This window comes from Sphingobacterium rhinopitheci (assembly GCF_022627575.1).
Taxonomy (GTDB): domain Bacteria; phylum Bacteroidota; class Bacteroidia; order Sphingobacteriales; family Sphingobacteriaceae; genus Sphingobacterium; species Sphingobacterium rhinopitheci.
In genome coordinates this window covers 1-26,192 of record NZ_JADEYQ010000010.1, presented here as the reverse complement: position 1 = coordinate 26,192, position 26,192 = coordinate 1, and the positions used below count along the sequence as shown (strand labels likewise).

Here is a 26,192-nt window from a genome sequence, read left to right as displayed (position 1 = left end):
CAATATTACTATATAACTAAAAATCGGTCGATATGTCTATATCGACCGATTTTTAGTTATCACCAACCTTCCTTATCGCTAAGCCCTTATCTCTTTGCGCATAAACAACCAATAGCATGCAGCAAAGCAGAGCGCTGATAAAGCTATTAATGCTGACAATTGGGACCACACAATCTGAATACTAGCCTTGATAGATAATGGATTGGGAATAGCGCCTACAAACTGATTATTAGCAATCGGGTTTATACTTCTTGCCAAAGGAGACAATATAATACTCGTACCATCCTCGAAGAGCTGCGTAGGTGAAAAGCGCATCACAGTAAGCATAAATTCTTGATACGCTAGGATTTGATATTGATTCGCATATGGGCCAGGGTTAACCAATTTACCAACAACATTTAAGAGCATAGGATACAAAAACAAATAGAATATCCAGATCGTAATCCCTAATATTGCCGCTGTAGCAGGCTGCTTGAAGATAACAGAGAACAATACAGCCAAATTGAGCCAAAGTCCTAAATAAGTCACGATTAATAGATAAAAAAAGAATAGCCTCACTACTTCTTGCGTACTTGGAAATAAACCCGTCTTCAAAATAATAAATCCTATTGCTGATAGGATGATAGCGATGTAAATCACTGCGATAATAAAAATCCTACTCAACAACTTTGTAAGAATAATATGATCTCTATATATAGGCTGAGCTAATAATTTACTTATCGTTCGATTATTAAATTCTGTATTGATGGCATCAAATCCCAATGTGAGTCCCAATAAAGGAGCTAAAAAACCTACCAATATATAAAAAGAAGGAACTGTACCATCAGAGGATAGGAATAACTTCAAAAAGAAATATGAATCTACCGTTCCCACTAGCGATGTGCTATTCGATGTTGTCAAAGCTATAAAAGCACCATAAATAGCAGCATAGCTCGTTCCAAGAATTAAAAACAATAAAATAATAAACTTCCAACTTTTGAGATTATCACGAAGCTCTTTATGGAAAAGAATTTGAAAGTTATTGATTCTCTTCATATCATTAATGTTTACGGTCTAAGTAATAAGAATAAATATCATCTATTGTATTTCCAGATCTTTCGGTACGCACGATATAGTTTTCAAAATCTTTAAGGTGACTCCATAATATATCCATAGACAAGGACTCCCCCTGTACATAGATAGTTTTTTCTTGCGTTCGTATATCTATTTGTGGCAAACTACTCCGCAATCGGCTGTGAATAATCTCCCTTATATTTTCAGCAGAATCAACGACTTCAATTTGATATCTATTTACAGTACCATCTAATATATCAGCGCCTAATTCATTTATAGTTCCGCATTTTCGCATTACGCCATCAGCAAAAAGTCCAACACGATCACATATCTTTTGAACATGATGCAGATGATGCGATGATAATAGAACAGTCAACCCTTCCTCCTCCTTTAAAGATTTTATCAGCTGCAAAAACTCTTGTACACCTACAGGGTCTAACCCCAAAGTAGGCTCGTCCAGTATTATTATTTGCGGCTTTTTGATGAGCACTTCAGCAAGACCTAAACGCTGCTTCATACCACGGGAGAAAGTACCAACCTTATTGTCCTTGACAGCGCTCAAATTTACCTTCTCAAGCATCGTAATAGCATGGGCATAAGCTGCTGCTGCAGTAGCCCCATTTAATTGTGCTATAAAAGTCAAATTGTCTAAAGCAGACATATTATCATAAAAACCTACATTATCTGGTAAGTATCCAATTATACGCTTCACCGATACGGGCTCACGTTGTGGATCTAAGCCTGCTATCCGAATATGTCCCTCAGTAGCTTCAGTCATCCCCATCAACATCAAGATTGTAGTTGATTTACCAGCACCATTAGGCCCCAGTAAACCGAAGATCTCTCCTCTATTGATCTGTAGATTTAAATTCTTTACGGCTTGGTGCTTACCATAAAATTTGGATATATTATCAATGGATATAATCGAATTATCCATAACTACCTCCTTCCGTATCGTTTTATCAAGTAATATATCAAGCCTACAGCAGCTACTATCAAGAGCATACCAATCCATCCGCGCAGGATAGAAGTCTCTACCGTAACCCGCATTTCCATTTTACTAGAGGTATCATTATTTTTAGCCTGTATATTCAACATATAATCACCAGCTACAGCCTTAGACGAGGGTTTAATTTTGGCATTTACCTTAGCTACTTCCCCTGCTTTTAGCGTATTTATACGTGTAGGCTCAAAGATTACCTCCCAGTCACTAAGATTATCAACACTAAGGTTGATACCATGGAGGTCTGAGGATCCGGTATTTTTCAAAATCAGCTCTACCGTATTAAAAACACCCGAAGTAGCATCCGTATTTAGCTTAGCATTAGAAGTCGTGAGTTGCAACTTATAAGATCCAGTAACCACGACATCAAAAGTCAATTCTGAGGATGCAGCACCCACCGCTTGTACCGGAATTTTATACGTCCCTTTAGCGATTCCTTCTGGAGGGGTAATTTCTATCGTTATATCTTTCTTTTGATAGGCATCTATATTTACAGAGCTTACCTCTTTACCTTCAGCTTTAAACACCAAGCCCCATCCAGGTTGCACTTTTCCCTGCAAGGCATAGACAACTTGCTGCGCTGAAGCGTTATACAAACTAGCATTGAACGTAAATGTAGAGGTTGCAGCCCCCTGCATATTGGTCTGTGAAGAGGAGAATGTAGCATTAGCGGTACCATTTTTACCGACTTCTATCGTCAAAGGAAGACTATTTGCTTTACTACCGTTCAACCGTACAGTATATTGTCCTTTTTTGACATCCTGAGGGACAAACACTTTTAGCTCGATAGATTTCCTTTCTTTGCCAATAATAGAGATCTCATCGGCAACAAAATTACCGGAACGAATTTCAGAAGACCAATTGTCAGGTAGGTTAAGCAATTGGATACCCGAAGTAATAATTTGATTGCTATTGTTTAAGACTTCTACATTATAAGTTACGATTTCACCTGGTGAAACCACTTGTTTAGGAAATGTAGTGTAGAATTGTAATTGTTGGGCATTGACAGGATTTATAAAAATTACGCAAATGCCCACGATCGTTGCTAGAAATAGATTTCTAATAGTCATAGTTACTTAAATAATTTAGATAATTGCGCTTCTAAATTATTAAGTGGAAGTATTCATGTCAATAGATTTAACATATTTTTACAAATAGCTAAAATAGAAAATCAAGCCTAAATTAGGGAGCCGAGCATGAAGCTTGGTGCACTACCGGAAAATTGCAGGAATTAGCAATAAAGCATAATTCATTTGCTTTAGTATGTAAACTAAGCGCTAAGTCAATTTGGCTGGGATCAGCAATTACAACAACAGGATGAAGCAATACTTGTACGATACGCCCAGCCCCATCATCGCTTACTTCAAGCAATGCTTCTGCATGATCCGTATAGGATAATATTTCTATCTTATGCGTAGAGCAGCAATACAAATAAGACATCATATGACAAGAAGCTAAGCTCGACAATAATAGATCTTCGGGATTATACAACGTGGCATCTCCTTTAAAAGACTTGGCGGCAGAAATATTCAAAATTTCCTTTCCATCAATTTTAACAATATGATTTTTAATAGTTCTACCAATCTTATCTAAACCATTACTTTCCTTTGAAGACCATTCTAAGTCCACTTTAAATCGATGCATAAATACCATATAGACTTTTATTTTATTAAAGACAGATTAAAAGAAACAGGAGTCAAAGGATAATCCGCAGCTTCCGTCTGCAGTCGACTAATCTTCATCATTACATCAAGACCTTCGTATATTTCACCTACGACAGTATAGTCTTTATCCAGGCGAGGCAAGCCGCCATTATCTAAATATTCCTTGCGCTGTAGATCCGTATAGGTGATATCTTTTTGGATCTGCAACCTATCGAGGTCATCAGCTGTAACCGCTTTACCGACCACAAAATATAACTGGTTTAAAAAAGAAGCTTTGCGCGGATTATCATCACGACCAGCACCTAAAGCACCTATCTTATGAAATGCACGCTCATCAAATTCTGGATCTAGACGCTGCTTTGGCGCCCAAGGATTTTCTTGTTCACGTTTCAAAATAGCATCATCATGCTCACCTCCTTGCACCACAAAATCTTTAATAATCCTATTGAAGAAAGCATTTGCATAGACAGAATCTTGAATAGCATCTACTATCAAATCCCTATGCTTAGGCGTAAAATCATACAACAGCACTTTGACATCACCATAAGCTGTATGAAACAATATCCTCTTTGATTGTCCATAATTATATTGAACCATCATAAACCACAAACACAAGACAAGCAACTTTTTCATATCATAATTGTAATGCACGAAAATAGAATATTTTATACAAAAGCAACAATTATCAGCTGATAAACCAGCATAAATAAGAAATGTAAAATAATTAAACACCAATTATTCAACTAGATAGGAGATTATTTCAAAATGTGCAAAACCTAGATTTTCTTTGTCTTGATTTATGCGTATTTTCGTAAGCTATATTAAGAAAAAGTTAATGGAACTAACTAAACTTGAGATCAAGGGATTTAAGAGTTTTGGTGATAAGATCACGATAAATTTTAACGAAGGTGTTACTGCTATTGTCGGGCCTAATGGCTGTGGCAAGTCAAACGTGGTAGACGCTATTCGTTGGGTATTGGGTGAGCAAAGTACCAAAACATTACGCTCCGAGAAAATGGAGAACATCATTTTCAACGGTACAAAATCACGTAAGCCCTCCAATCTTGCTGAGGTATCTCTTACATTCAACAACAATAAGAACATCCTTCCTACCGAATTCACTACCGTGACGATCACGCGCAAGCTATACCGTACAGGGGAGTCTGAATATCGCTTGAATGATGTAAAATGCCGTTTGAAGGATATCACAGATTTATTCTTGGATACAGGTATTGGTGCAGACACCTACTCTATTATCGAGCTTAAAATGATTGATGAAATCATTGCCAACAAGGACAACTCTAGACGTAACCTATTTGAGGAGGCTTCAGGTATTTCTAAATATAAAGTTCGCAAAAAACAAACACTAAGCAAGTTAAAAGAAACTGAAGCTGACCTTTCACGTGTTGACGATTTATTGTATGAAATTACTAAAAACCTAAAGTCACTAGAAACACAAGCTAAAAAAGCAGACAAATACTTCTTGCTAAAAGAAGAGTATAAAAAGGCTAGCATCGGTTTGGCTTATTATAAATTGGATAGCTTTAGTTCGGATTTGACTTCATTGGCCGAGAAAGAGAAAGATCTACAACAGACATTGACGACGACATTGGAGCAAATCGATGTTAAGGAAAAAGAACTGCGAACAGGTCGTGAAGAAATATTAGTAAAAGAAAAGAGTCTTTCTGCGCAACAGAAAACAACAAACGAATTCATTAACAAAATTCGTACGTATGAGAATGATAAAAAGATCAAAAACGAACGTTTGTACCATCTTCAAGAAAGAGAAGCGCGTGTCATCACCGACCTTAATCTGGACAAGCAACAGTTAAACAACGTTGATTACTCGCTCAAAAGACTTAATGAAGAGATTTACGAAGAGCAAGCTAAACTAGATGTTTTTCAAAACGATATACAAAACCAAAAGACCGAAGTAGAAGAATTACGAGGTCAACAACAAACGGCAAAAAGTAAATTGGATAGGTTTGCCAATGATAATAGCGAGCTTCAAAATAAAGTATACAAAGCGGAAAAGGATATTGCTGTTTTAAATATTCAGAAAGAATCACTAGAACAAGAAGCCCTTCGTAATCTGCAAGATGCTTCATCAAAATCTGAAGAGCTAGCACATTTCAATATTGCGGTAGCCGATATCCAAGGAAAATTGGATGTCCAGCAGGCGCAATATGATGATGCGATCGCTATGGAAAGTAATCTCAATGGTCAAATAAAGCAAGCCGAAGAACGCTTAGAGGAAGCTAGAGTGGAGCTCAATAAAGAATTGCGCCTAGTGGATGCGAAGCAAAATGAGTACAATCTAACAAAATCATTGATCGATAACTTGGAAGGCTTCCCTGAATCTATCAAGTTTTTACGTAAGAATGCAGGATGGCCAAAGCAATACCCGCTATTCTCAGATATTTTATTCTGTCAAGAAGAATACCGTGTTGCAATAGAGAACTTCTTAGAATCGGTGATGAATCACTATGTTGTAGACAGTCAAAAAGACGCTATTCAAGCCATCAAATTGTTGAACGACTCTTCACGTGGTCGTGCCAACTTCTTTATCCTTGAAGCAGTAATGCCTTCTGCCAGCACTAGTCACGCTTCTATCCCTGATACGATGATCAACGCAATGGAAGTGATCAAAGTGGATAAAAAATACGAAGCCCTTTGCCAAGAACTACTTAAAAATGTATACCTATTAAAATCAAATACCACCGCAGGTATGGAAATGGCACTTCCTGCAGATGATATCATCATACTACAGCACGAAGGACGTTTCAGCAAGCACAAATTGGGCCTTAGCGGCGGTTCTGTTGGATTATTTGAAGGCAAACGCATTGGTAGAGCCAAAAACATAGAAATCCTCGCTAAAGAGATTAAAACGCTAAATGCACACATTGAAACCCTTCAAGAGGAAGAGTCAAAACAACTAGCACTGATCCAAAGTTTGAAGGCACAGTCGCAAAAAGAGCTTATCGACGAATTGCGTATACAATTGGCGCGACTCCAAAACGAATGGACATCGGTAAAAACTAAGCAAGAGCAGTATCAAGCATTCATATCGAATGCACAAAACCGCAAGCAGGATATTGAGCATCGCCTATCACAGATTGCACAGGAGCTAACAGAAGCAGAGCCTGCACTCAAAATATTAAAAGTAGAGATCGAGCAAGGTCAAAAACAATTAGCGGACTTACAAGCTGCTTACCAAGAGTTACAGGAAATTGTAAACGAAAAATCTACCGCTTATAATCAAGAAAATATACGTCTTCACCAGCAGCAAAATAAAGTCTCGGGTATCCAAAAAGATTTGGAATACCGTGAAAGCCAAAAAGAAGCCTTAGAAGAACGCATCAATAAAAGCACTGCTGAGCAAGAGCAAATCAAGGTAGACATGAAAGATGCCTTGACGTTTACGGACAGCAATGATGAGGACTTAAAAGGCCTTTACGAAGAAAAAGACACTTTAGAGAAAGCGCTAATAGAGATGGAAGAAGAGTTTTACTCCTTCCGTAAACGACTGAATGACTTAGAAGAAGAGGTCGCTAGCTTACGTAAAGCTAAAGATCAATACGACTTCTTGATTACCGAAATCAAAGACAAGAAAACAGAATTGCAAATTGATCTCAACTCCTTGAAAGAAAGACTTTCGGTAGAATTCAATATTGATATCAAAGAACTGTTGGAAGGCGAAATGCCAGAAATAACAGAATCTATCGAAGAACTAGGTTCGATGTGTACACGCTTGAAAAAACAGCTTGATGACTACGGCACGATCAACCCAATGGCCAAAGAGGCCTACGATGAGATCACTACACGCTATCAGTTTATCGATAAAGAAAAGAATGACCTCCTAGATGCAAAAGCTACTTTGATGTCTACAATTGAAGAAATCGACGGCTCTGCTAATGAGAAATTCATGCATGCCTTCACGACCGTACGTGAGAATTTTATCAAGGTATTCCGTTCACTATTCAATGAAGAAGATAGCTGTGATATCCTATTGACAGACCCTAAAAATCCTTTAGAGTCTGATATTGACATCATCGCACGTCCTAAAGGGAAGCGTCCATTGTCTATCAATCAGCTATCTGGTGGAGAGAAGACATTGACGTCCACGGCCCTTCTATTCTCCCTATACCTATTGAAGCCTGCACCATTCTGTATATTTGATGAGGTAGACGCCCCTCTTGATGACACGAATATTGACAAATTCAATAAGATCATCAAAGACTTCTCTAATGAGTCACAATTTATTGTAGTATCACACAATAAGCGCACTATAGCTAGTACAGACATCATCTACGGTGTTACGATGGTAGAACAAGGCGTATCACGTGTTGTCCCTGTAGACTTACGAGACGTAGCATAGATTGCACACGAAAACACATATAGAAAAAAGGTTCTGATGTATTCCATCAGAACCTTTTTTATTGAATAAACGCAGCCATTCACTTAAAATGTTTATTTATCAATAGATACATAAATCACTTTTATTCAAATAGATAAAATAAACCACAAACCCTCTATTTCTCTTTACTGAAGAGCGAATCAGCAGAATAAAGAGATCATATGGTCTGTTATTTTAGAGGACTAAGAGAACCGTTAATCGTTTTCATACACAACAAAATCAAGGTACCAATCAAGTGCATTCATCAAACCAAAGAGCTCTTATATTATAGTGCAAACCAATAATTTACCTTAAGCATAATGGTATTTGAAGACGGTAGACTAAACATGCTATCCAGATTATTTGACCAACCTGCATAATAGTTTCCGGCATTATTAGAGCGATTGTGTTCCCAAACTAAGTAAATAGTAGAGCCAGGCAAGTATTCCCATCGCGTAACCAATATAGACCTCAATTCATTAAAGCTAAAATTAGGATTCTTAAAATCCAATGTATTGCCTTTGTAGTTCATTGAATAGCTATCTCCTTGAAGCATCAGTTGCGCATCATCAACAGGCACAAAACGCTCATTATAGTGCTTAGATGCTGTATTACTGGCTATTTTAAAATTATCAAATGAGGCGATAGAAGTAAATGGAGAACCGTAATATTGGAAAGACAAATCCGGTGTCAGATTGTATTGCATATTCAAGGTAACACCATAGGTCCGCTGTGCCATATTGCCAAGCATATAAGTAGTATTCTTTTTAGGATCATTATCGGGCTGGATAGTAGCGACATACTGTAAAGCATCGCGATTATTACCATAATTAAATTGACCAGCTACCCTCCAATGATTACCTAACCTAAAAACGGCACTTGGTCTTATTTCATTGTACCCTGTTGCTTGATCTAAATAATGTCGTCCATAATACTCCATTTTGAACATGATAGGCTTGGCACGATCTGTATTTATAGCCACCGTCGTCTCCAGGTTACTATTGTATTTCATATCAGGCCCCCCACGCAAACGACGGCTATCTATTGTATTCCAAGCAAAAGCTTCTTTTATATCCAGCTCAATGCGCCTCTTGATACTAAGACTTCTAAATCGAATAGCGACATCATTATTAATAGCTTTACCACCATAATTCCACATATTCTTTTGCGTAAGATTGACTCCTGCAAATCTAAAGGGCCCCCAGGGGTCGGTTTTACGAAAAGCTATCTCGCTCTCATTAAGCTTGTAATCAGACTGTTTCATGTACCCGATATTATTCAAATCAAAACCTGGAGAAGACCAACTGAAAGTTTCAGAAAAATTCCATTGTGCATTTCCCTTCTTACCGACTTTGACATATCCCCCTGAGCCTTGTAGATAATCTAGATTTTCATTCATATGCAGATAATCACGTGAAGATTCACGTTGATAGTAATGGGTGGCATTTCGCTTAGTAGCTAATATCGCTTTGGAAGATCCGTGAAGACTGCTAAACATCCCTTTAGCATCGATATAATACAATCTATTGGCAAAATACTGCGTAAAATCCAGCCCTGCGGTATAGGCATTTTGCACCAACACATCTTTTAGATATTCATCTTGCAAACGCCGATTGACTGAAGTGACCATTCCGCCGATCAAGGTATTACCTTCCCAGTTTTTTTGCACGCGAGCAACCGTATAATTGGTCAGTGGCTCGGTGATCACCTCCTCAGTCACCTTGTTGCGCATCACCTGTGCCATCGTTTGCCCTGTGACGCTCTCTAATAAGCCAATAGTTACACCACTACGATTGGTCCCCGTAAGCTTTAGCGCGCCTAATATTGGGATATTAGCTGTATTGCTGGCAAAATTGTCCACATTATCAATATTCGCAGGCGAATAAGATGGTCGAGCACCTATACGTCGGGAATAAAACATCATTCCCTCAGCGTTATTATCAAATTCAAAAATATGCTTCCCTTCCAAAAAGAAAGGACGCTTCTCTTCGTAATATACCTCATAAGCAGACAGATTTATCACCGAAGGATCCAATTCCACTTGACCATAATCAGGATTGATAGTCATGTCCAAGGTAAAATCATTAATCGCCACTTTACCATCTAAGCCTACATTTTTACCCCAGCGATGGCCATTTTGAAAAGGACTGCCTGCAATTTTAGGCTCCTTCGTAAATTTTGCCATTGCATAAGGTAAGAATTCAATACCACGAGGTTTTGGTAACTTATCTACACCCTCCAAGGTACCAAAGGAGAATACATGACCATTGTTCTTGATAGGTATTAAGCTCCAGTTTTGTACTTCATTGTTTTTACGGATTATCCTACGTACATGAAGGCCCCATTTGCCATCAAGATTATCCTTATTGTACCGCAATTGGCTAAATGGAATCCTTAATTCTGCTGTCCAGCTAGAATCAGCTAGATTGATATGTGTACGCCCCTCCCAGACTGCATTCCAACTCAGATTTACAGATAATTTGTCGGTAACAGTGAGGTCCGTTTTATTGCCTCCAAGATTGATATTAAACTCTACCGCAGCGCGATAATCATGATAAGTATCAAAGGCAATACTGATCAAATCGCCATTACTATTATCATCTCTATTTCCGATAAAAGCATTCATAGTTTCAGGATTTACATCCTTACAATAGACAGCTACATAGATATTAGCATCATCATAAAATATTTTCATTCGTGTCCAAGAAGGAGTGTATACACGTTCGAATGGTATAACCTGTGAAAATTTTTCAGACCATTCTCCTTTATTAATCCATACATCGTCATCTAGCTTTCCGTCTATTTTTGGGGCGTCAGATTCCAATTTATAGGTTGTATAACTCCTTTTATAGGCTTTATCAAAGGTAACAACCTCTTCCCTAACTTGTTGAGCATAGCAAAGTGATGAACACAATAAACAGGAAAGGAAAATATAAAAGCGCATTTTTAATCTATAATTAGGTTTAAGGTAATGTAGGCATTCTAAAATAATGCAGTTACTAAGGTATAAAAATATTAGCTATACCCCTATCTAATAAATGGAATTGCTTAACGAAGGTCAATTGAAATAATCTATATAATCGCCTATCTTTACTTACAAAAAGGAGTATAAATTGGAATCTATTAAAATACATAAAGTTGGCCCCAATGAAGCTGCAGAACTTCAACATATTGCCCAAATAACATTTTCGGAAACTTTTGCCACTGACAATACAGAAGAAGATATGCAGAAATATCTCGATGTAAATTTTGCCAATGAGGAGCTATACCAGCAGTTGAACACTACAGACAGCAGCTATTATTTTGCTAAAGACAAAGCTTCCGTAGTAGGATATTTAAAAGTCAACACAGGCCTTGCACAGACAGAACTAAAAGAACACAACAGTCTAGAGATCGAACGAATCTATGTCCTCCAAGCATACCAGGGCCATAAAATAGGACAGCTACTCTATGAGAAAGCGGTACAGATAGCTACAGAAATAAAAGCCGATTTCATCTGGTTAGGTGTTTGGGAGGAAAACCATAAAGCCATCAATTTCTACCAAAGAAATGGATTTGAGGCATTTGATAAACATATTTTTAAACTCGGTGACGACGAACAAACCGATATCATGATGCGATTACAATTAAACAATAAATAATGTATAATTTCAAAAACGACTATACTGAAGGAGCACACCCAAACATCCTCCAAAAGCTCATAGAAACGAATCTATCCCAGCAAAATGGATACGGGGAAGATGAATACAGCATAGAAGCAAAAAAAATAATAAAACAACACATACAAAATGAAAAGGCAAGCATCTATTTTGTATCCGGTGGCACACAAACAAATTTATTGATTATATCAGCTCTACTACAGCTACACGAAGCTGTAATAAGTGCACAGACTGGTCATATATATGCACATGAAACTGGCGCTATAGAAGCATTAGGGCATCGTATCATCACTATTGAAAGTATGGATGGTAAGATTACACCTAGCGCCATCGAGCAGGTACTAAAAGCCTATAGCATGCGTCCACATGTGGTAAAACCAAAGCTTGTGTACATCTCCAATTCTACAGAAATTGGAACACTATATAGCAAATCCGAATTAGCAGATCTGTATGCATTCTGTCTACAACACTCACTGTACCTATTTATGGATGGTGCCCGATTGGGACATGCATTGACAGCGGGCAACAATGATTTGACACTCGCTGACATCGCTCAACTAACGGATGTATTCTATATTGGAGGTACTAAAAATGGCGCATTATTGGGAGAGGCAATCGTATTTAACAACCCTTCCTTGGTGCCAGATTTTGATTATATCATCAAGCAAAAAGGAGCATTATTAGCAAAAGGAAGAGTACTAGGCATTCAATTTCTTGAACTATTCAAGGACAATCTATACTTCGATTTAGCTGCTCACGCGAATAAGATGGCCATGAAAATAACGCAAGCAATGGAAGCGAATGGATATTCCTTTTTGACATATTCGACCACCAATCAGCTATTCCCTATACTCCCTAAATCACTTATCCAAAAGTTAAAAGAGAAGTATCTATTCTTAGAGTGGAAGGAAATTAACGAGGACTACTCCGCGATACGAATAATAACATCTTGGGCTACAAACGAGCATATAATAGATGAATTTATAAATGATATAAAACAATTAAAAGTACTGATTACCAAAACTATATAAAACACATTAGACCTAATTTTCTTATTAGTTAAATATAAAAAAACCTTCCTGTAAATCAACAGGAAGGTTTAAAAAACACATTTTCTTTAAAACTAATTTTTCATCCGCTCTATACTTTTTTTATAGCCTTTATCATTGCGATAAGCAAGATAAAAAACGACGGGCAACACTGTAAAAGAAAGAAATAAACACACGATCAATCCACCAACAATCATGATGGCCAAAGGCTTTTGGATCTCGGCTCCCATCCCTGTAGATAAAGCTGCGGGTAGCAATCCCAAAGAACCCATCAGGGCAATCATCACTACGGGCCGAATCCTACTCTTGACTCCATCTTTGATGGCTTCCATCAGATTGCTATAGGTTTTCATATTATCCCTGATCACCCCTAGCAATACAATACCATCTATAGTGGCGACACCAAAGAGAATAATAAAACCAATACCTGCGGAAATACCAAATATGGTCTGCGTCACCCATAGGGAAATGAAACCACCAACAAAAGCAAATGGCAACGTAAGAGAAGCGATCGCTGTATCCTTGAGATTACCAAAATTGAAATACAATAGTAACAGAATTAAAACTAACGAAATCGGCACTACTAAAGTCAGTTGTTTGGCTGCCCTTTCTTTACTCTCAAACTCCCCTGCCCAAGTCATATAATTCCCTTTGGGGAGCTTCAGCTCTTTTGCGACCACTTCCTTTGCTTCATGAATCGTAGACCCCAAGTCGCGCCCTTCTATCCCAAAGCCTATACCTATATAACGGCTATTGCCTTGACGATATATAAATGCAGGTCCTGTCTGATATCCTATTGTAGCAATCTCTTTCAGAGGGATACTGTGCCCATCACTAGTAGGGATCATTATATTACCGATTTTCTCTGCTGTATCACGGTATTGCTCTTGAAAACGAATAACCACATCAAATTGCCTATCATTCTCATAAAACTTTGTAGCTACCTGCCCACCGATCGTCATCTCTATCACCGCTTGTACTTCAGCAGTGGTGACACCATAGCGCGCCATCATATGATCCTCCAATTGAATCTTCAATTCGGGAAGACCAATATTCTTAAAGACTTTGATATCGGTGATTCCCTTCACTTGAGCAATAGCTTTAGCTACCGTATTCGCATACTTCTCTAAGTCATATAGGTCATCGCCAAAAATCTTAATTACTAAAGGGCTTTTTACGCCAGCAACATACTCTTCGACATTGTCTTGAATAGGCTGCGAAAAGCCAAAAGTAACACCAGGATATTTTACCAGCTTAGTACGCATCTCTTGGATCATCTCCTCCTTAGATATATTACGTTTCCACTCTTTAGGGTCTTTCAACTGAATATTCAGCTCAATATTAAAGAAGCCTGTAGGGTCAGTACCATCATTGGGACGACCTGTTTGTGTGAATATAAAATCTATCTCTTCATTGCCCTCCCACAGCAGCTCTTTCATCTCTTTGGTAAGTCTTGTTGACTCCTGTAGATTGACACTATTGGGAAGAGTAGCGCGAATATAAATGGCACCTTCATTCAATTTAGGGAGAAACTCAGAGCCATAATTAGCAAAATGACCTACACACACTATCAATAATACCAGAAATGATATTATGGTTGTTTTTTTATACGCAAAAGCAACACTAAACAATCCATAAATAGACCGAGTAAAGAACCTAGCTATAAAATTCTCCTTTTCGACCATACCTTCGGTAAACAACAGCTTACACATGGCTGGCACATAAGTAAGGCTCAAAATAAGAGATCCTATTAATGCATAACCTAAGGTATACGCCAAAGGCGTAAACATCTTCCCTTCGACCTTTTGAAAGGAAAAAATTGGCAATAGAGCCACAATCAAGATAATAAGAGCAAAGAATATATAGGAAGCAACACTACCCGCACTTTTCTTGATGGCGCCCATTTTACTCATCTTGGCAAAACGCTCCGCTCCTACCTTATGCTGTATTGTTGCTAAAGCGACAAAAACAGTCTCCACAATAACCAATGTTCCTTCCAGCAGCAAGCCAAAATCCAAAGAGCCCATAGATATAAGATTAGCTGGTAGCCCTTGTATTTTCAACATAATGATAGCAAACAGAAAAGCCAGCGGAATAACCGATGCTACAATAAGTGTAGATTTCCAATTGTATAAGAATATAAAGACGATCAAAGAAACTAATAAGACACCTTCGATTAGATTTTTGGATACGGTATATATGGTATTATCAACGAGCTTGGTCCTATCGATAACAATTTCAATTTTTACATTATCAGGTAATGTGCGCGTATTCAGCTCTTCGATTTTTCCCTTTAACCGGGCAACTACTTCAGAAGGATTGGCGCCACGTAGCAATATTACTATACCTTGTAATACATCATCATGCTCATTATAGGTCACACGACCAAGCCTTGGCTTACTAGAGATAGCGACATCAGCAACATTTTTCACCAATATCGGCGTAGAGCGATCGGCCTTAATAATGATATTACCTATATCTTCCAATTTGTCCAACAACCCAACCCCGCGTACCACGTATGCTTGATCTCCCTGTTGAATAATATCTCCACCGACATTGATATTAGACTTGGATACTGCTTCATACACATCCAAAGAAGAAAGATCATAATTCTTTAACTGTATAGGGTTTATCTTTATTTCGTAAATCTTTTCTTCACCTCCAAAAGTTACGACATCTGCAACGCCAGGCACAGAAAGTATCTCTCTTTCCAGCACCCAATCTTGGATCGCGGTAATCTCCTTGATAGGCAGATCACTCTTGATAATATACCTAAGAATCTCCCCTGTGGCTCCAGATGGCGGTTCAATTTCAGCATCTGCCCCATCTGGGAGATCCACAGAACGGAGTTTTGCAGAAACGTACTGTTGTGCATAGAAATCATCAATACCATCGCCAAACTGAACCTCTACCACGGAAAGACCGAACAAGGATATAGAGCGTATATCTACCTTATTAGGGATGCTATTTAGCACCTTAGAAATAGGTAAAGTAACGATCTTCTCTACCTCTTCTGCACTCCTCCCGGGCCATTGTGTGATGACACGTGACCGCGTATTTGTTACATCAGGAAATGCTTCTATAGCAGTATATCGGAGCGCATATATACCGCAAAAAAATAACAGTAAGGTTCCGAAAAGAATAACAGTGGTGTTACGCAACGAAAAAGTCACGATAGCTTGTACAAACTTTTTCATGGCTATTTATTTAGTTCTTCAAATATTAACAAAGCATTTGAGGTAATAACTTTTTCATTTGGTTGAAACTTCTCTTCAACAAAGATATATTCTTGAGTACCTGTAATAGGTGTGACTTTACGAATAGCCAAATTACAATCATCTTTATAAACCACTACATAGTTGTTATTATTCACAAAAATGACCGCCTTTTTAGGGAAAGCAAAAGCCTTCCCTGCTGTATTTTTCTTGCTGATGATGATATCAGCACTCAAGCCCGGCGAAAGGCTCAAATCCTGATTTTCCAATACCACACGTGCTTTTGTTACATGCTCATTATTATCAAATACATGATATATTTTATCAATTCTACCTGGATATATACGATCTGGATAAGCAACAGTGCGTACCTGTACCAAATCACCTGCTTGCACAAATTTTAGATTATTAGCATATATATTAGCCATTACCCAGACTCTATTAAGATTAGATATGGAGAATAAAGAATACTCTGCTTCTACAGAAATAGACTGCCCTACACTAATATCCTTTTGTACGATATAACCATCTTGAGGAGCTATTATTTGAAATTGCCCATCTCCAATAGACCGATACATGCGCAAGGATTTACTTATTCTATCTATTTCTATCTGTATAGATTTTAATTGATACTCCAAGTCCGAAACTTCAGGTTGTGACGCTAGTCCGTCGTGGAGGAGTTCCTTTTTTACAGCAAGTTGCTTTCGCAATAATTCTGCATTATTCATTTGCGTTCGTTTATCTTCCAAAAGACCTTGTATCTCTGTCGATTTCACAACCGAAAGCACCTGCCCTTTTTGGACCAAATCACCTAATTCAAAATCTACCCTCACGACAATTCCTTGTATCAAGCTTTTGTAGGATACAAGGTTATTCTCATCGTACGAAACCTTCCCCGTCAGCGTCAACTGATCGGCTATAGTTTGCTCCACTGCTTCCTCTATCAGAGTATTTTCCTTCATTTGAGCATTCAAACAAAATTTAGAACTATCTGTTATTTCATCGCCTTGACTATCTGCCTTGCTGGCGCAGCTACTGGTGATCAATAGCGCTGCAGAAATAAGTATTATAAATTGTTTTCTCATCTTAAAAATCTTTACCTACGTTATATTGTAACTCTTCAAACACTTGGTGATAGGTCTCTTGCAATTGAAGGTACGCCTGTATCGCTTCTCTATAGGATTGCGTGAAATCAATAAACTCCATCAAGGTTACTTCACGATTCTGAAGGTACTTTTTATAGCGTTCAATCATCAATACTTGTTCCTCCATTTGCTTATTAGGCCAGTTGACCAAAGAAGCTTCTATTCTGTGGATTTGATTAAGAAGCTTCTGAATTTCTTGTTCCAATTGACTTTGCAGTGCCTTTTGCGTATGCTTTTGTACCTCCATTTCATATCCTGCAGCCTTTATATTTCCTTTATTCCTATTGAATACGGGGATATCCATACTTGCCCCTATCCCCAAGAAATTCTTCATGATATTGTCTGCTCTATCATAATTGAGTTGAAACGTAACATTAGGCGTACGCTCCGCTATCTCTAATGCCAACTGCCCCTTTGATCTATTGACTTCATTTTCCTGTCGTAGCAGATCTATATTAAGTGTTGTCGCTAGCTCTACTAAATCATTTGGAAGTAGAGAGGTCAATAATAGGCTGGAAGTACTAAAATAAACCTGCTCACTATCCAAATGGTACAAGTTGGTCAATACGCGAAGGTTGGTAAGGGCATCATGCTTCGCATTTTCTAGTTCTACCTGTTCTTTCTGAAGACCCAATAGCTCTGTTTGAATACGGAAATAATCAGCTTTGCGTACATTCAAAAGTGCGGACTGTCGTTCATATTGCGCATTTAAGCGCTCAAAAAGATCGATCATAGTGATAAGTTGCAGCTCTTCACGGTGTATACGCTCCAAAGCATAATAAGACAGGCGGAGCTCTTTCTTGAGGGCACGCATCAATTCTTCATAATCATATAAGGCCGACTGCTTAGACAGCTCTTTCATAGAAATACGTTTTTTACGCTTTCCCGCAGTCTCTATTAATTGTTGTAGTTCAAAAGAAATCTGTTGATAACGACCAAATTTCCCAAACAGATAAGGCTGCTCATCTGCGGTATCATTTTTCCATAAATTAATATCGGTAATAGCTAGATTGGGGTTAGGCCACAGTTTCTCTTGGACAATCTCTGCATCAGCTTTGCTTATATTATACTTATTAGCGATTAATGCCGTATTGTTCTCCAAGAAATGAACCTCTAAATCCTTCAAGGAGTAAATCTGTGCCTTCAGCGGACCACAGGCACACCATAGCAACAAAATAAGCGCAATTTTATTTTTTTCCATAACTATATTAAGAGAACAAAATTAGTATCCCAACATTAGAGAAACTTTTGAATCACATTAGAATTACATTAGAATATCAAGAAGGTATTAGTTATCAAATACTAGGGTTACAATAGTTCCTCCTGCGGGATTGGGTGAAATACGTAAGTTAATCTGATGCAGGCTGAATATAATATTAGCTATTGATAGGCCGATACCTTTTCCTGGATAGTTCTTCGAGTTACTCCCTCTATAAAAGTTTTGCTTGATTTGGTTTATATCTTCAGCTAGAATCCCTATTCCATTATCAATTATATCTATCTCTAAATGATGATTTCGCTCCAAAAAATTCAACTTTACAATTTGATTATCCGAATACTTGATAGCATTACCTACAATATTATCTAAAGCCAATTCAAGCAACTTATCGTTACCATTGACCTTCAGTAATTGATCATTTGATACATTGATATCAACTTCAATACGTGCACTATGGTATAGAATAGCCTTTTCGATAACTTGCCATATCACCTCATCAATACGCACTGTAATCAGTTCAAAGGTGGTCTTTGCGCCTGATAGCAGCATCATCTGATCCAAGGTATCTTGCAAATCATTGGCATACTGATTTAGCTGCTCCAAAACCTCTTCATACTCTTTGGTAGATCTTTTATTCTGTTTTGTGACATCTAGCGTACCAAACAATGCAGCAATGGGCGTACGTAACTCGTGAGACACATAGTCGATAAAGTTCTTCTGTACAGCAAATGTTTTAGCTATATGATCTATAAACTGATTGTATGTAATGATTAAGTCGTTCACTTCCGTATATGCTTTTTTCAATTCCAATGGTTGATAAAAGTTACTTTCTTTACGCTTTCTAATCTGATCGATAATAGACACAATAGGTTGATAAGCGATATACCCCAACAGCTGACTAAAAACAAAAATTATAAATAAAGAGATTACCGAGATCGTAATCAATATCTTCACTAAAGCGTCTACCTGTTTGTTAAATTCTATTTTGGATGCTCTTGTTATGACAACAAAATCACCTTCATTATCTTTGTAAAAGATGCCATTATAGAAATATTCATCCGTTATATAATGACTTATATGGTCAGCAACCACATCTTCCAAAAAATCCTTGGACAGCGGAAAATCCATATCGCCATTTACTTGTTGGCCTTTAGCATTGAAAATAGCAATATTTGACCTCGAGATAGCATTCTCCAATTGAATGGTGATCAATGCATGTTCATTATAAGATAACTCATCTTTCTCTAGATAATAAACAGCTGCCAATAGTGACTTGCTCTCCACCGTCTGTATCTCCGTTTTCTCCATCACCTTATATAGAGATAAATAAACCGATAGGGACAGTATCAAAAAGACAACACTAAATAACAGCAACGAATACAAGGACAAACGATATCTCAATTTCATAGGCTCATCTCGTTTTAAACATATAACCGACGCCTTTGATGGTGACAATATATTTACTTTTTTTTTCGATCTTATTTCGTAAATAAGAGATATAGACATCTACGACATTGGTATGATTATCAAAAGTAATACCCCATACCGCATTTAGAATCTGAATACGTGTGACCGTTTTATCAGTATTCTCCACCAAGTAGTTTAGCAATTTATATTCGCGCGGAGACAATTCTACGCTCTCTTCATATACATAGACTTGATGCTGACTTTGGTCAATCTTCAATTCATCAAATACTAAAATATTGGCTGGCGTTTCTTGATTTTGATAATAGTTGCGCCGTGTGAGCGCCTTTATACGGGACAATAATTCGTCAAAGTGAAAAGGCTTAATGATATAATCATCCGCACCACTATCTAATGCTGCTACTTTATCTTGAACGGTATTGAGGGCACTCAACATTAATATTGGGGCATATATCTTCTTAAATCGCATAGTTTGCACCAATTGAATGCCATCGACCTCACCGAGCATGATATCACATATTATCAAATCCCAAGCTATGAATAGATAATTACTCAACACATCCTCTGCAGACTTACACAACGTAACTAAATGATTGTGTTCCTCCAATCCTTTGATCAGGAAATCACTTATCCGCTTATCGTCCTCAATTATTAAAATTTGCACACTATAATATTTAGAATAGAACGATTATATTAATACTTAACAACTGTAAAAATAAAGAAAAATAAAGAAATTTATTTAACTTAAAGTAAAAATACAAAAATATTTAGTTTCATAGCTTATAAAATCATAACTCCATCAAAACATAACGACACAATGCAAATCTATCCTGATCTGTATATTGAATTATCAAAAATTCCTTATATTTACATTATGTATAACATATTAAAACCTCAATACTATAATTAACCTATTAAAATGGCACCTAAATTCTTATCTATCTTAGCAATACTCATAGTACTAGCAAGCACCAGCTGTCATAGCACCAAAAAAATCAATCCTCAGTTAAGTAAGCTTCAACAAAAAGAAAGTAAAATAAAATGGAAACTCATATTTGAAGACAATTTTGACAAAGGGATTAGTTTTGATACGAGCAAGTGGTCTTATTCCCCGAGATGGCACCCTGCCTGGGCTAAATTCCTTACCGAAGGGCATGATTACGTAAGCCAAGAAAAAGGGCTATTAAAACTACGTATGGACAATAAAGAGATAGAAGGCGACCCTCTCCCTTACCATTCTGGAGGAATACAAACGGCACAAAAATTCAATTTCAAATATGGAAAAGTAGAAGTAAGAGCAAAGTTCAATCATGGCCAAGGTTCATGGCCAGCGATATGGATGATGCCCGAATCACCACATCAGTATGGCAACTGGCCCAATAGTGGTGAAATAGATATCATGGAGCATGTCAATAAGGAGGAAGTCGTACATCAGACCGTACATACACAATCTGAAACGAATGCAGATGGCGCGAGTAAATCTACTTTCAAATCCAACTATAAGATTAACGAGTTTAATGTGTATGGTATAATATGGGATGCTACTAAGATAGAATTTTTTGTAAATGACGAATTACAATATACCTACCACAAAAGTGATAACGCTACCTCAAAGCAATGGCCATTTGACGCTCCTTTTTATATCATCTTAAACCAATCGGGAGGCGCAGGCTGGCCTGGCAAGATTGACGACAAAGACCTTCCTTTTGAGATGAATGTAGATTACGTAAAAGTATATCAACAGCAATAATATATATTTTTATAAATCCCTAATATCGAGATAATCCCAAAATATTGGACATAAAAAAAGGGCTTAAGTTTGGAAGCACTTAAACCCTTTATAGTGAAATCATCGTAACAATGATTCTGCGGAGAGCGAGGGATTCGAACCCCCGAACCTGTGACAGTTAACAGTTTTCAAGACTGCCGCATTCGACCACTCTGCCAGCTCTCCGGCACAAAGGTAGAAAAATTAACCTCCCCTGCAAATTTTATTTTCCTTTTTTATGCAAAAAAAAGCGCTCTATACCGCTATAACTACTATTTATAGCGTAAATCTGGAGATACAGCGGACAAAATAAAATAGCTAAAACAAAGAACTACAAGTTGTTAAAAGCAATGCTACACAAAGAAATGATATACTATTAAAAAGTATTTTTATTTTTCCTATTCGTAAAAAATAATCCACAAAAATGATATTTCAGCCGAAAATTTACTGAAATAAAAAAAATGTTCACCGAAACCTCCCCCATTTTCACCGAAAAATTGAAATCGTTGGTCTAATTACCATCGTCGACAGACCGCATGTAGCTGTACTTTTGAATCAACAACTAAAAAAACTATTAAAATATAACTTCTAAAATCATGAAAAGTAAAATCTCAACAATCGTTACCGCATTATTAATGACCTTATCATTATCATCATTTGCAAATAATTACAGTAATCCATTAAAAGCTAAAGATGCCAAAGAAATACTCCTTACGTACGCTGAATGTACATCTATAGGCAATACTGATTACAATAATTTCTTATTCGCCGATGACTTTCAATACGAAAATGCATCCAACAATAGCAAATCTGGAAAAAGAGAATACTTAAAATACCTAAAAGAAAATAAAGGCCTAAATTATAATTGTGTCACTTCATCTGAAATACTGGACATAACTGGAAAAACAGCTATAGCAAAATCTATCTATAAATTTGATACATTCTCTAGAGTAGATTACATCACTCTGGCGCAAACAAAAGAAGGTTGGAAAGTATCCAAAGTAATTACGACGTACTTATAAGCTCCAACAATCCTCAGATAGAACGATAGCTAATCGACAGAAAAGGACTTCTTTACAGATGTCCTTTTTTTGCTCGATAGATTCCCTGCGACCGCTGTGCTATCCTAAAAACCAAAACGAACCCATCATAACGCACAACCAAACCCACGCTAAAACCAACAAGAATTAATTATCTGACTAACAATATATTAAACAAGCTAAAGGAGATTATAAAGCCGAATAAACAGATTTATGATATACATCAAAATGTCTGTACTGGACAAAATAAATCTAAAAAAATGCCTATGAAAGAAAAATCGGGAATTCTGTTTCCTCAGAGGAAAAAGAAAATTCTCCGAAAGAATGTATTTTTTCCTTTGTGTTTTTTGCATCTTCCAAAATGTGTTTTTGACTGTCAATTGGATAATGCTGAAAGCCGATAATATGTGGATTGGTGCTTGATTGTATAGAAACAATTTCTTCGCTTACAAGCTCTTTTATTAAGTCAATTGAACCTTCATATTCAATATTTAGTTCCTTAGAGATATTTCGTAAAGGAATGCCATTGAAATCAGATGATTTCAAAAAAAAATTATAAACTAAACTTTCAATTTTATCTTTCAATGTCGTAATGTCTGTCTTTAAGCTTGCCGCTAACGGGTCGCGTATTGGCGATAGTGGCGGATTAGAAAGCCGAAACTTTCAAATTTGCACTAAGCTAAGCAACAGCCTTTTATTATTTTCTAAATTTATGAAAAAAGGAAATATGAAAAGCTGTTGCGACAAAAAAAGGAAAAACTCTCAATTTCTCACTTAAACCGCCATTTCGCCAATACGATGTTATGTGTAGGCTATGTTATTAGTTTTTTAAAATTTTCATCAATTAAGTACTTTGAAATATTAATTATTTCATTTGGATTCTGATGATGAACAGTTTGTAAATAGTTTTTTGTTTTCCCTAAAAGTTCTTTTCCTGGTACTAATATATTCAAATGTTCAGTAATCCATTTGTCAACAATATTATTTATAAGAATAATGTCTTGTTTTCCATCTTTATTTAGAGATAAATCTTTTCTCTCTCTAAGAATAAAGTTTGATAATTTTCTTCTGGTTTCTTCTTTCAAAGACTCTACAAATTCTTCATAATTAGACTTAATGTCATTTATATCAATTTTAAACACTTCAGCAATATGTTCTGGTTGACAAAAGTAATTTTCAACTTCTTGATATTTAGTTACGAATAATTGTAAGTCTCTTTTCTCACAATCATCTTCTAATTTTATTAGATCTCTATCACCATCTACTTTTTGATCTCGATCTATATGAACTATAACTTTTACTCCAGGAATCTGTTTACGAACAAATCCTTCTAAAATTTTTGCAAAATCGACTTTAGTACAACCTTCATAAGAGTGCAACACAAATTCGTCTTCATCCAAACCATTTGCTAACACAAATTTTTTAAGAAATTCTTTTTTTTCATTTACATTATCAACTTTATCTTCTGTTACGATAATATATTTCAAATTCTTTTTAGAAAATAAATATTCCGCATCAGCAGCACCTATATCAAGTAAAATTTTACTTCCTTGAATATTAGGGAAAGATTTACCACTTTGGAAATGGACAACATTAGCAACATCTTCTAATGTTTCTAATATGTAACGAGAGTGTGTTGAAAATACCACTTTTAAATCTTGATTTTCATTTGTTCTCCTTAAAAGTTCTTTAGCTAATTCTTTTTGTTTAGTTGGATGTAAATGTGAATCAGGTTCGTCTAATAGTATAATTTTCGGATTGAAATATTCTATATAAGCAAAAATCTGAATTGTTTGTAATAGCCCTGTTCCAATTGAATCAAGTGGTAATTCAATTTGATCTGTAGTAACATAAACATCAATGAATTCAGAAACGCTGTCTCTGAAAATAACTTTTATTTTTATGTCTTTATATATTTGATTTATAGAATATATGAATGAATTCCATTTAGCTTCGCTTTTTGAAATGTCTAATAATATATTTCTCAAATAATTATTGCTATCACCTCTCGTCGCTGATTTTTTAATTGCTATTGGAACTTCAAATTTTTCTTGAATAGGAATTCCAGCTATTCCAGGAACATAAACACAAAATGGATTATCAATATCATTTATTTGAATTCCTAAAGATTTTCCTTTAACTACTGTCGCAAATCCTCCATTCTTACCTCGTGAGACAGAAATAGTAGATTCTTCTTCTTCCTCTGTAAATTTAAAATCCATTGATATTCTGTCAGCTCTTTTTTGAGAAGTAACGAGTTTCCTTCCATGATACAAATTTTCAATGTGCCTTGTGGGAGTATATAGAAAATCTGTAGAATCAAGATTTAGAGTTTGTGTGTTAGATTGAGTTCGCCATGAAACGTTTTTTAATTTTAAAGTTTGGGCACTTGAAATCGCAAATTGAATACCTTGGATAAAACTACTTTTCCCTGAATTATTAGTTCCAATAAAAATATTAAGTGATTTTAATTGGACTTCAACGTCGTCAATTTTTTTAAACTTTGTAATTCTAATTTTCATAAGGATTCTTGGTGTAGCTTACACATAACGGGCTGCGTATTGGCGATAGTGGCGGATTAGAAAGCCTAAACTTTCAATTTTACACTAAGCTAAGCAACAGCCTTTTATTATTTTCTAAATTTATGAAAAAAGGAAATATAAAAGGCTGTTGCGACAAAAAAAGGAGAAACTTTAAATTTTCTCCCTTAACCCGCCATTTCGCCAATACGATGTTAGCCGTAGTCCTATAATCAAATAGACCAGTACCAATTTGTTTTATAAAAAGTTTCATATTTCCCATTATATAAAACTTGATATGGTGTCCACATATCTACTTTTTCATCTTGTCCAAAATAGTTTTTTCTTGTTCCATACTTTACACTATCATTAAGATTGCTATATACATAGCTTGAAATTCCGATATAGTCTGAAGCTCTGCATTCATCACTTATTTTAACAGATTTATTTACGGGATTTCCAATCCAAATTAAATCTTTTGTATTTGTATCACCACCTACACCAACTTTAACACATAGTATTTTCCCATAATCAAGTCCAATTCCGAAATCTACAGCAGAATATTTTGAAAGTAGTGTATTAATACCAGATTCTGAATGAGCAATCATATATCGAATTTTCATAGCCGCTTCAACTGCATTACTAAGCGTAGTTTTTGTTGTACCTTCAAAAAATGCTAATACACTATCTCCATTAAAACTTCTAACTTCTCCACCTAAAGATTTTGCAATTTTCACTGTTGTATAAAGATACGCTTTATGAATTTTTGCAATTGTGGATTTATTATGCTTGTTAAGAATTTTTGTAGAATCTCTTAAATCAATATATAATACTGTTGCTTCAAACTGTAATCCTTTATTTCCAAAAGTTAATTTAGAATCAGATATTTCAGGAACATATTTTACATCTTCAATCTGAAAATTTGTATCTAATATTTCTTTTACCTTATCAGTAATATCACTTTTTAAACTCATACTATTTATCTTGATCTAAACAAATTTTGTAAATAAAATAACTTAATGGAGTTAATAAACCCA

Annotated in this window: 19 protein-coding genes and 1 tRNA gene; 5 read left to right on the top strand and 15 right to left on the bottom strand. The window is 36.3% G+C overall.

The genetic code is table 11. The features are described 5' to 3' along the window. Nucleotides 1-78: 78 nt before the first annotated feature. From IP023_RS10325 to IP023_RS10305, 5 genes are all read right to left on the bottom strand, one after another. Nucleotides 79-1,035, bottom strand: a complete 957-nt coding sequence (locus tag IP023_RS10325) for an ABC transporter permease (RefSeq protein WP_241790198.1) — start codon at nt 1,033-1,035, stop codon at nt 79-81. Nucleotides 1,036-1,039: 4 nt separating this feature from the next. After that, nucleotides 1,040-1,990 carry an ABC transporter ATP-binding protein gene (locus IP023_RS10320; RefSeq protein WP_241790197.1) on the bottom strand — a complete coding sequence of 317 codons (951 nt, stop codon included), beginning with the start codon at nt 1,988-1,990 and terminating at the stop codon, nt 1,040-1,042. A 2-nt stretch (nt 1,991-1,992) separates the two neighbouring features. Then, entirely contained in the window at nt 1,993-3,126 is a 1,134-nt protein-coding gene (locus tag IP023_RS10315; protein ID WP_241790196.1) for a COG1470 family protein, read from the bottom strand. Between the two features lie 112 nt (nt 3,127-3,238). After that, complete coding sequence (locus IP023_RS10310) at nt 3,239-3,700, bottom strand: OsmC family protein (protein WP_241790195.1); 462 nt, start codon at nt 3,698-3,700, stop codon at nt 3,239-3,241. 17 nt (nt 3,701-3,717) lie between these two features. Continuing rightward, a complete protein-coding gene (locus tag IP023_RS10305; RefSeq protein WP_241790194.1) occupies nt 3,718-4,353 on the bottom strand; it encodes a peptidylprolyl isomerase in 636 nt (211 codons plus the stop codon). Nucleotides 4,354-4,555: 202 nt separating this feature from the next. Here IP023_RS10305 and smc point away from each other — a divergent pair, with 202 nt between their 5' ends. Further along, entirely contained in the window at nt 4,556-8,098 is a 3,543-nt protein-coding gene (smc, locus tag IP023_RS10300; protein ID WP_241790193.1) for a chromosome segregation protein SMC, read from the top strand. A gap of 304 nt (nt 8,099-8,402) precedes the next feature. On the opposite strand, the gene IP023_RS10295 is transcribed toward smc, so the two are convergent. Next, nucleotides 8,403-11,060, bottom strand: coding sequence for a DUF5916 domain-containing protein (locus tag IP023_RS10295; protein WP_241790192.1), 2,658 nt, complete (start codon nt 11,058-11,060; stop codon nt 8,403-8,405). 169 nt (nt 11,061-11,229) lie between these two features. Between IP023_RS10295 and IP023_RS10290 the strand changes: the two genes are divergently transcribed. Both IP023_RS10290 and IP023_RS10285 read left to right on the top strand, forming a co-directional pair. After that, the gene (locus IP023_RS10290; protein ID WP_241790191.1) at nt 11,230-11,757 is read left to right on the top strand and encodes a GNAT family N-acetyltransferase; all 528 of its coding nucleotides are present in this window, start codon (nt 11,230-11,232) and stop codon (nt 11,755-11,757) included. Beyond that, on the top strand, nt 11,757-12,806 hold the full coding sequence (locus IP023_RS10285; protein ID WP_241790190.1) for a threonine aldolase family protein: 1,050 nt from the start codon (nt 11,757-11,759) through the stop codon (nt 12,804-12,806). The genes IP023_RS10290 and IP023_RS10285 overlap by 1 nt, the downstream gene beginning before the upstream one ends. A 92-nt stretch (nt 12,807-12,898) precedes the next feature. Here IP023_RS10285 and IP023_RS10280 read toward each other — a convergent pair whose 3' ends face one another. The 5 genes from IP023_RS10280 to IP023_RS15890 all read right to left on the bottom strand — a co-directional run bounded on the left by IP023_RS10280 (nt 12,899) and on the right by IP023_RS15890 (nt 20,492). Then, the gene (locus IP023_RS10280) at nt 12,899-16,021 is read right to left on the bottom strand and encodes an efflux RND transporter permease subunit (protein WP_241790189.1); all 3,123 of its coding nucleotides are present in this window, start codon (nt 16,019-16,021) and stop codon (nt 12,899-12,901) included. 2 nt (nt 16,022-16,023) lie between these two features. Next, nucleotides 16,024-17,124, bottom strand: a complete 1,101-nt coding sequence (locus tag IP023_RS10275) for an efflux RND transporter periplasmic adaptor subunit (RefSeq protein ID WP_241790188.1) — start codon at nt 17,122-17,124, stop codon at nt 16,024-16,026. Nucleotide 17,125: 1 nt separating this feature from the next. Next, nucleotides 17,126-18,385 (bottom strand): TolC family protein, encoded by a 1,260-nt coding sequence (locus IP023_RS10270; RefSeq protein ID WP_241790187.1) that lies wholly within the window; start codon nt 18,383-18,385, stop codon nt 17,126-17,128. Nucleotides 18,386-18,472: 87 nt separating this feature from the next. Then, on the bottom strand, nt 18,473-19,810 hold the full coding sequence (locus tag IP023_RS10265; protein WP_241790186.1) for a sensor histidine kinase: 1,338 nt from the start codon (nt 19,808-19,810) through the stop codon (nt 18,473-18,475). Nucleotides 19,811-19,814: 4 nt separating this feature from the next. Then, nucleotides 19,815-20,492 (bottom strand): response regulator transcription factor, encoded by a 678-nt coding sequence (locus IP023_RS15890; protein ID WP_241790185.1) that lies wholly within the window; start codon nt 20,490-20,492, stop codon nt 19,815-19,817. Nucleotides 20,493-20,747: 255 nt separating this feature from the next. Between IP023_RS15890 and IP023_RS10255 the strand changes: the two genes are divergently transcribed. After that, on the top strand, nt 20,748-21,578 hold the full coding sequence (locus tag IP023_RS10255) for a glycoside hydrolase family 16 protein (RefSeq protein ID WP_241790184.1): 831 nt from the start codon (nt 20,748-20,750) through the stop codon (nt 21,576-21,578). 119 nt (nt 21,579-21,697) lie between these two features. On the opposite strand, the gene IP023_RS10250 is transcribed toward IP023_RS10255, so the two are convergent. Next, nucleotides 21,698-21,782, bottom strand: a tRNA-Ser gene (locus IP023_RS10250). Nucleotides 21,783-22,192: 410 nt separating this feature from the next. Here IP023_RS10250 and IP023_RS10245 point away from each other — a divergent pair. Then, nucleotides 22,193-22,618, top strand: a complete 426-nt coding sequence (locus tag IP023_RS10245) for a hypothetical protein (RefSeq protein ID WP_241790183.1) — start codon at nt 22,193-22,195, stop codon at nt 22,616-22,618. 282 nt (nt 22,619-22,900) lie between these two features. Here IP023_RS10245 and IP023_RS10240 read toward each other — a convergent pair whose 3' ends face one another. The 3 genes from IP023_RS10240 to IP023_RS10230 all read right to left on the bottom strand — a co-directional run bounded on the left by IP023_RS10240 (nt 22,901) and on the right by IP023_RS10230 (nt 26,129). After that, on the bottom strand, nt 22,901-23,221 hold the full coding sequence (locus IP023_RS10240; protein ID WP_241790182.1) for a hypothetical protein: 321 nt from the start codon (nt 23,219-23,221) through the stop codon (nt 22,901-22,903). Nucleotides 23,222-23,448: 227 nt separating this feature from the next. After that, entirely contained in the window at nt 23,449-25,158 is a 1,710-nt protein-coding gene (locus IP023_RS10235; RefSeq protein ID WP_241790181.1) for an ATP-dependent nuclease, read from the bottom strand. 230 nt (nt 25,159-25,388) lie between these two features. Further along, nucleotides 25,389-26,129 carry an adenylate/guanylate cyclase domain-containing protein gene (locus tag IP023_RS10230; RefSeq protein ID WP_241790180.1) on the bottom strand — a complete coding sequence of 247 codons (741 nt, stop codon included), beginning with the start codon at nt 26,127-26,129 and terminating at the stop codon, nt 25,389-25,391. Between the last annotated feature and the right edge of the window lie 63 nt (nt 26,130-26,192).

Excerpts from the sequence above, each read along its gene's own strand:
- smc (WP_241790193.1), top strand. The coding sequence starts at position 4,556 with ATGGAACTAACTAAACTTGAGATCAAGGGATTTAAGAGTTTTGGTGAT.
- IP023_RS10310 (WP_241790195.1), bottom strand. The coding sequence starts at position 3,700 with ATGCATCGATTTAAAGTGGACTTAGAATGGTCTTCAAAGGAAAGTAAT.
- IP023_RS10255 (WP_241790184.1), top strand. The coding sequence starts at position 20,748 with ATGGCACCTAAATTCTTATCTATCTTAGCAATACTCATAGTACTAGCA.
- IP023_RS10295 (WP_241790192.1), bottom strand. The coding sequence starts at position 11,060 with ATGCGCTTTTATATTTTCCTTTCCTGTTTATTGTGTTCATCACTTTGC.
- IP023_RS10305 (WP_241790194.1), bottom strand. The coding sequence starts at position 4,353 with ATGAAAAAGTTGCTTGTCTTGTGTTTGTGGTTTATGATGGTTCAATAT.
- IP023_RS10325 (WP_241790198.1), bottom strand. The coding sequence starts at position 1,035 with ATGAAGAGAATCAATAACTTTCAAATTCTTTTCCATAAAGAGCTTCGT.
- IP023_RS10285 (WP_241790190.1), top strand. The coding sequence starts at position 11,757 with ATGTATAATTTCAAAAACGACTATACTGAAGGAGCACACCCAAACATC.
- IP023_RS10245 (WP_241790183.1), top strand. The coding sequence starts at position 22,193 with ATGAAAAGTAAAATCTCAACAATCGTTACCGCATTATTAATGACCTTA.
- IP023_RS10265 (WP_241790186.1), bottom strand. The coding sequence starts at position 19,810 with ATGAAATTGAGATATCGTTTGTCCTTGTATTCGTTGCTGTTATTTAGT.
- IP023_RS10270 (WP_241790187.1), bottom strand. The coding sequence starts at position 18,385 with ATGGAAAAAAATAAAATTGCGCTTATTTTGTTGCTATGGTGTGCCTGT.
- IP023_RS10320 (WP_241790197.1), bottom strand. The coding sequence starts at position 1,990 with ATGGATAATTCGATTATATCCATTGATAATATATCCAAATTTTATGGT.
- IP023_RS10275 (WP_241790188.1), bottom strand. The coding sequence starts at position 17,124 with ATGAGAAAACAATTTATAATACTTATTTCTGCAGCGCTATTGATCACC.
- IP023_RS10235 (WP_241790181.1), bottom strand. The coding sequence starts at position 25,158 with ATGAAAATTAGAATTACAAAGTTTAAAAAAATTGACGACGTTGAAGTC.
- IP023_RS10230 (WP_241790180.1), bottom strand. The coding sequence starts at position 26,129 with ATGAGTTTAAAAAGTGATATTACTGATAAGGTAAAAGAAATATTAGAT.
- IP023_RS10280 (WP_241790189.1), bottom strand. The coding sequence starts at position 16,021 with ATGAAAAAGTTTGTACAAGCTATCGTGACTTTTTCGTTGCGTAACACC.
- IP023_RS10315 (WP_241790196.1), bottom strand. The coding sequence starts at position 3,126 with ATGACTATTAGAAATCTATTTCTAGCAACGATCGTGGGCATTTGCGTA.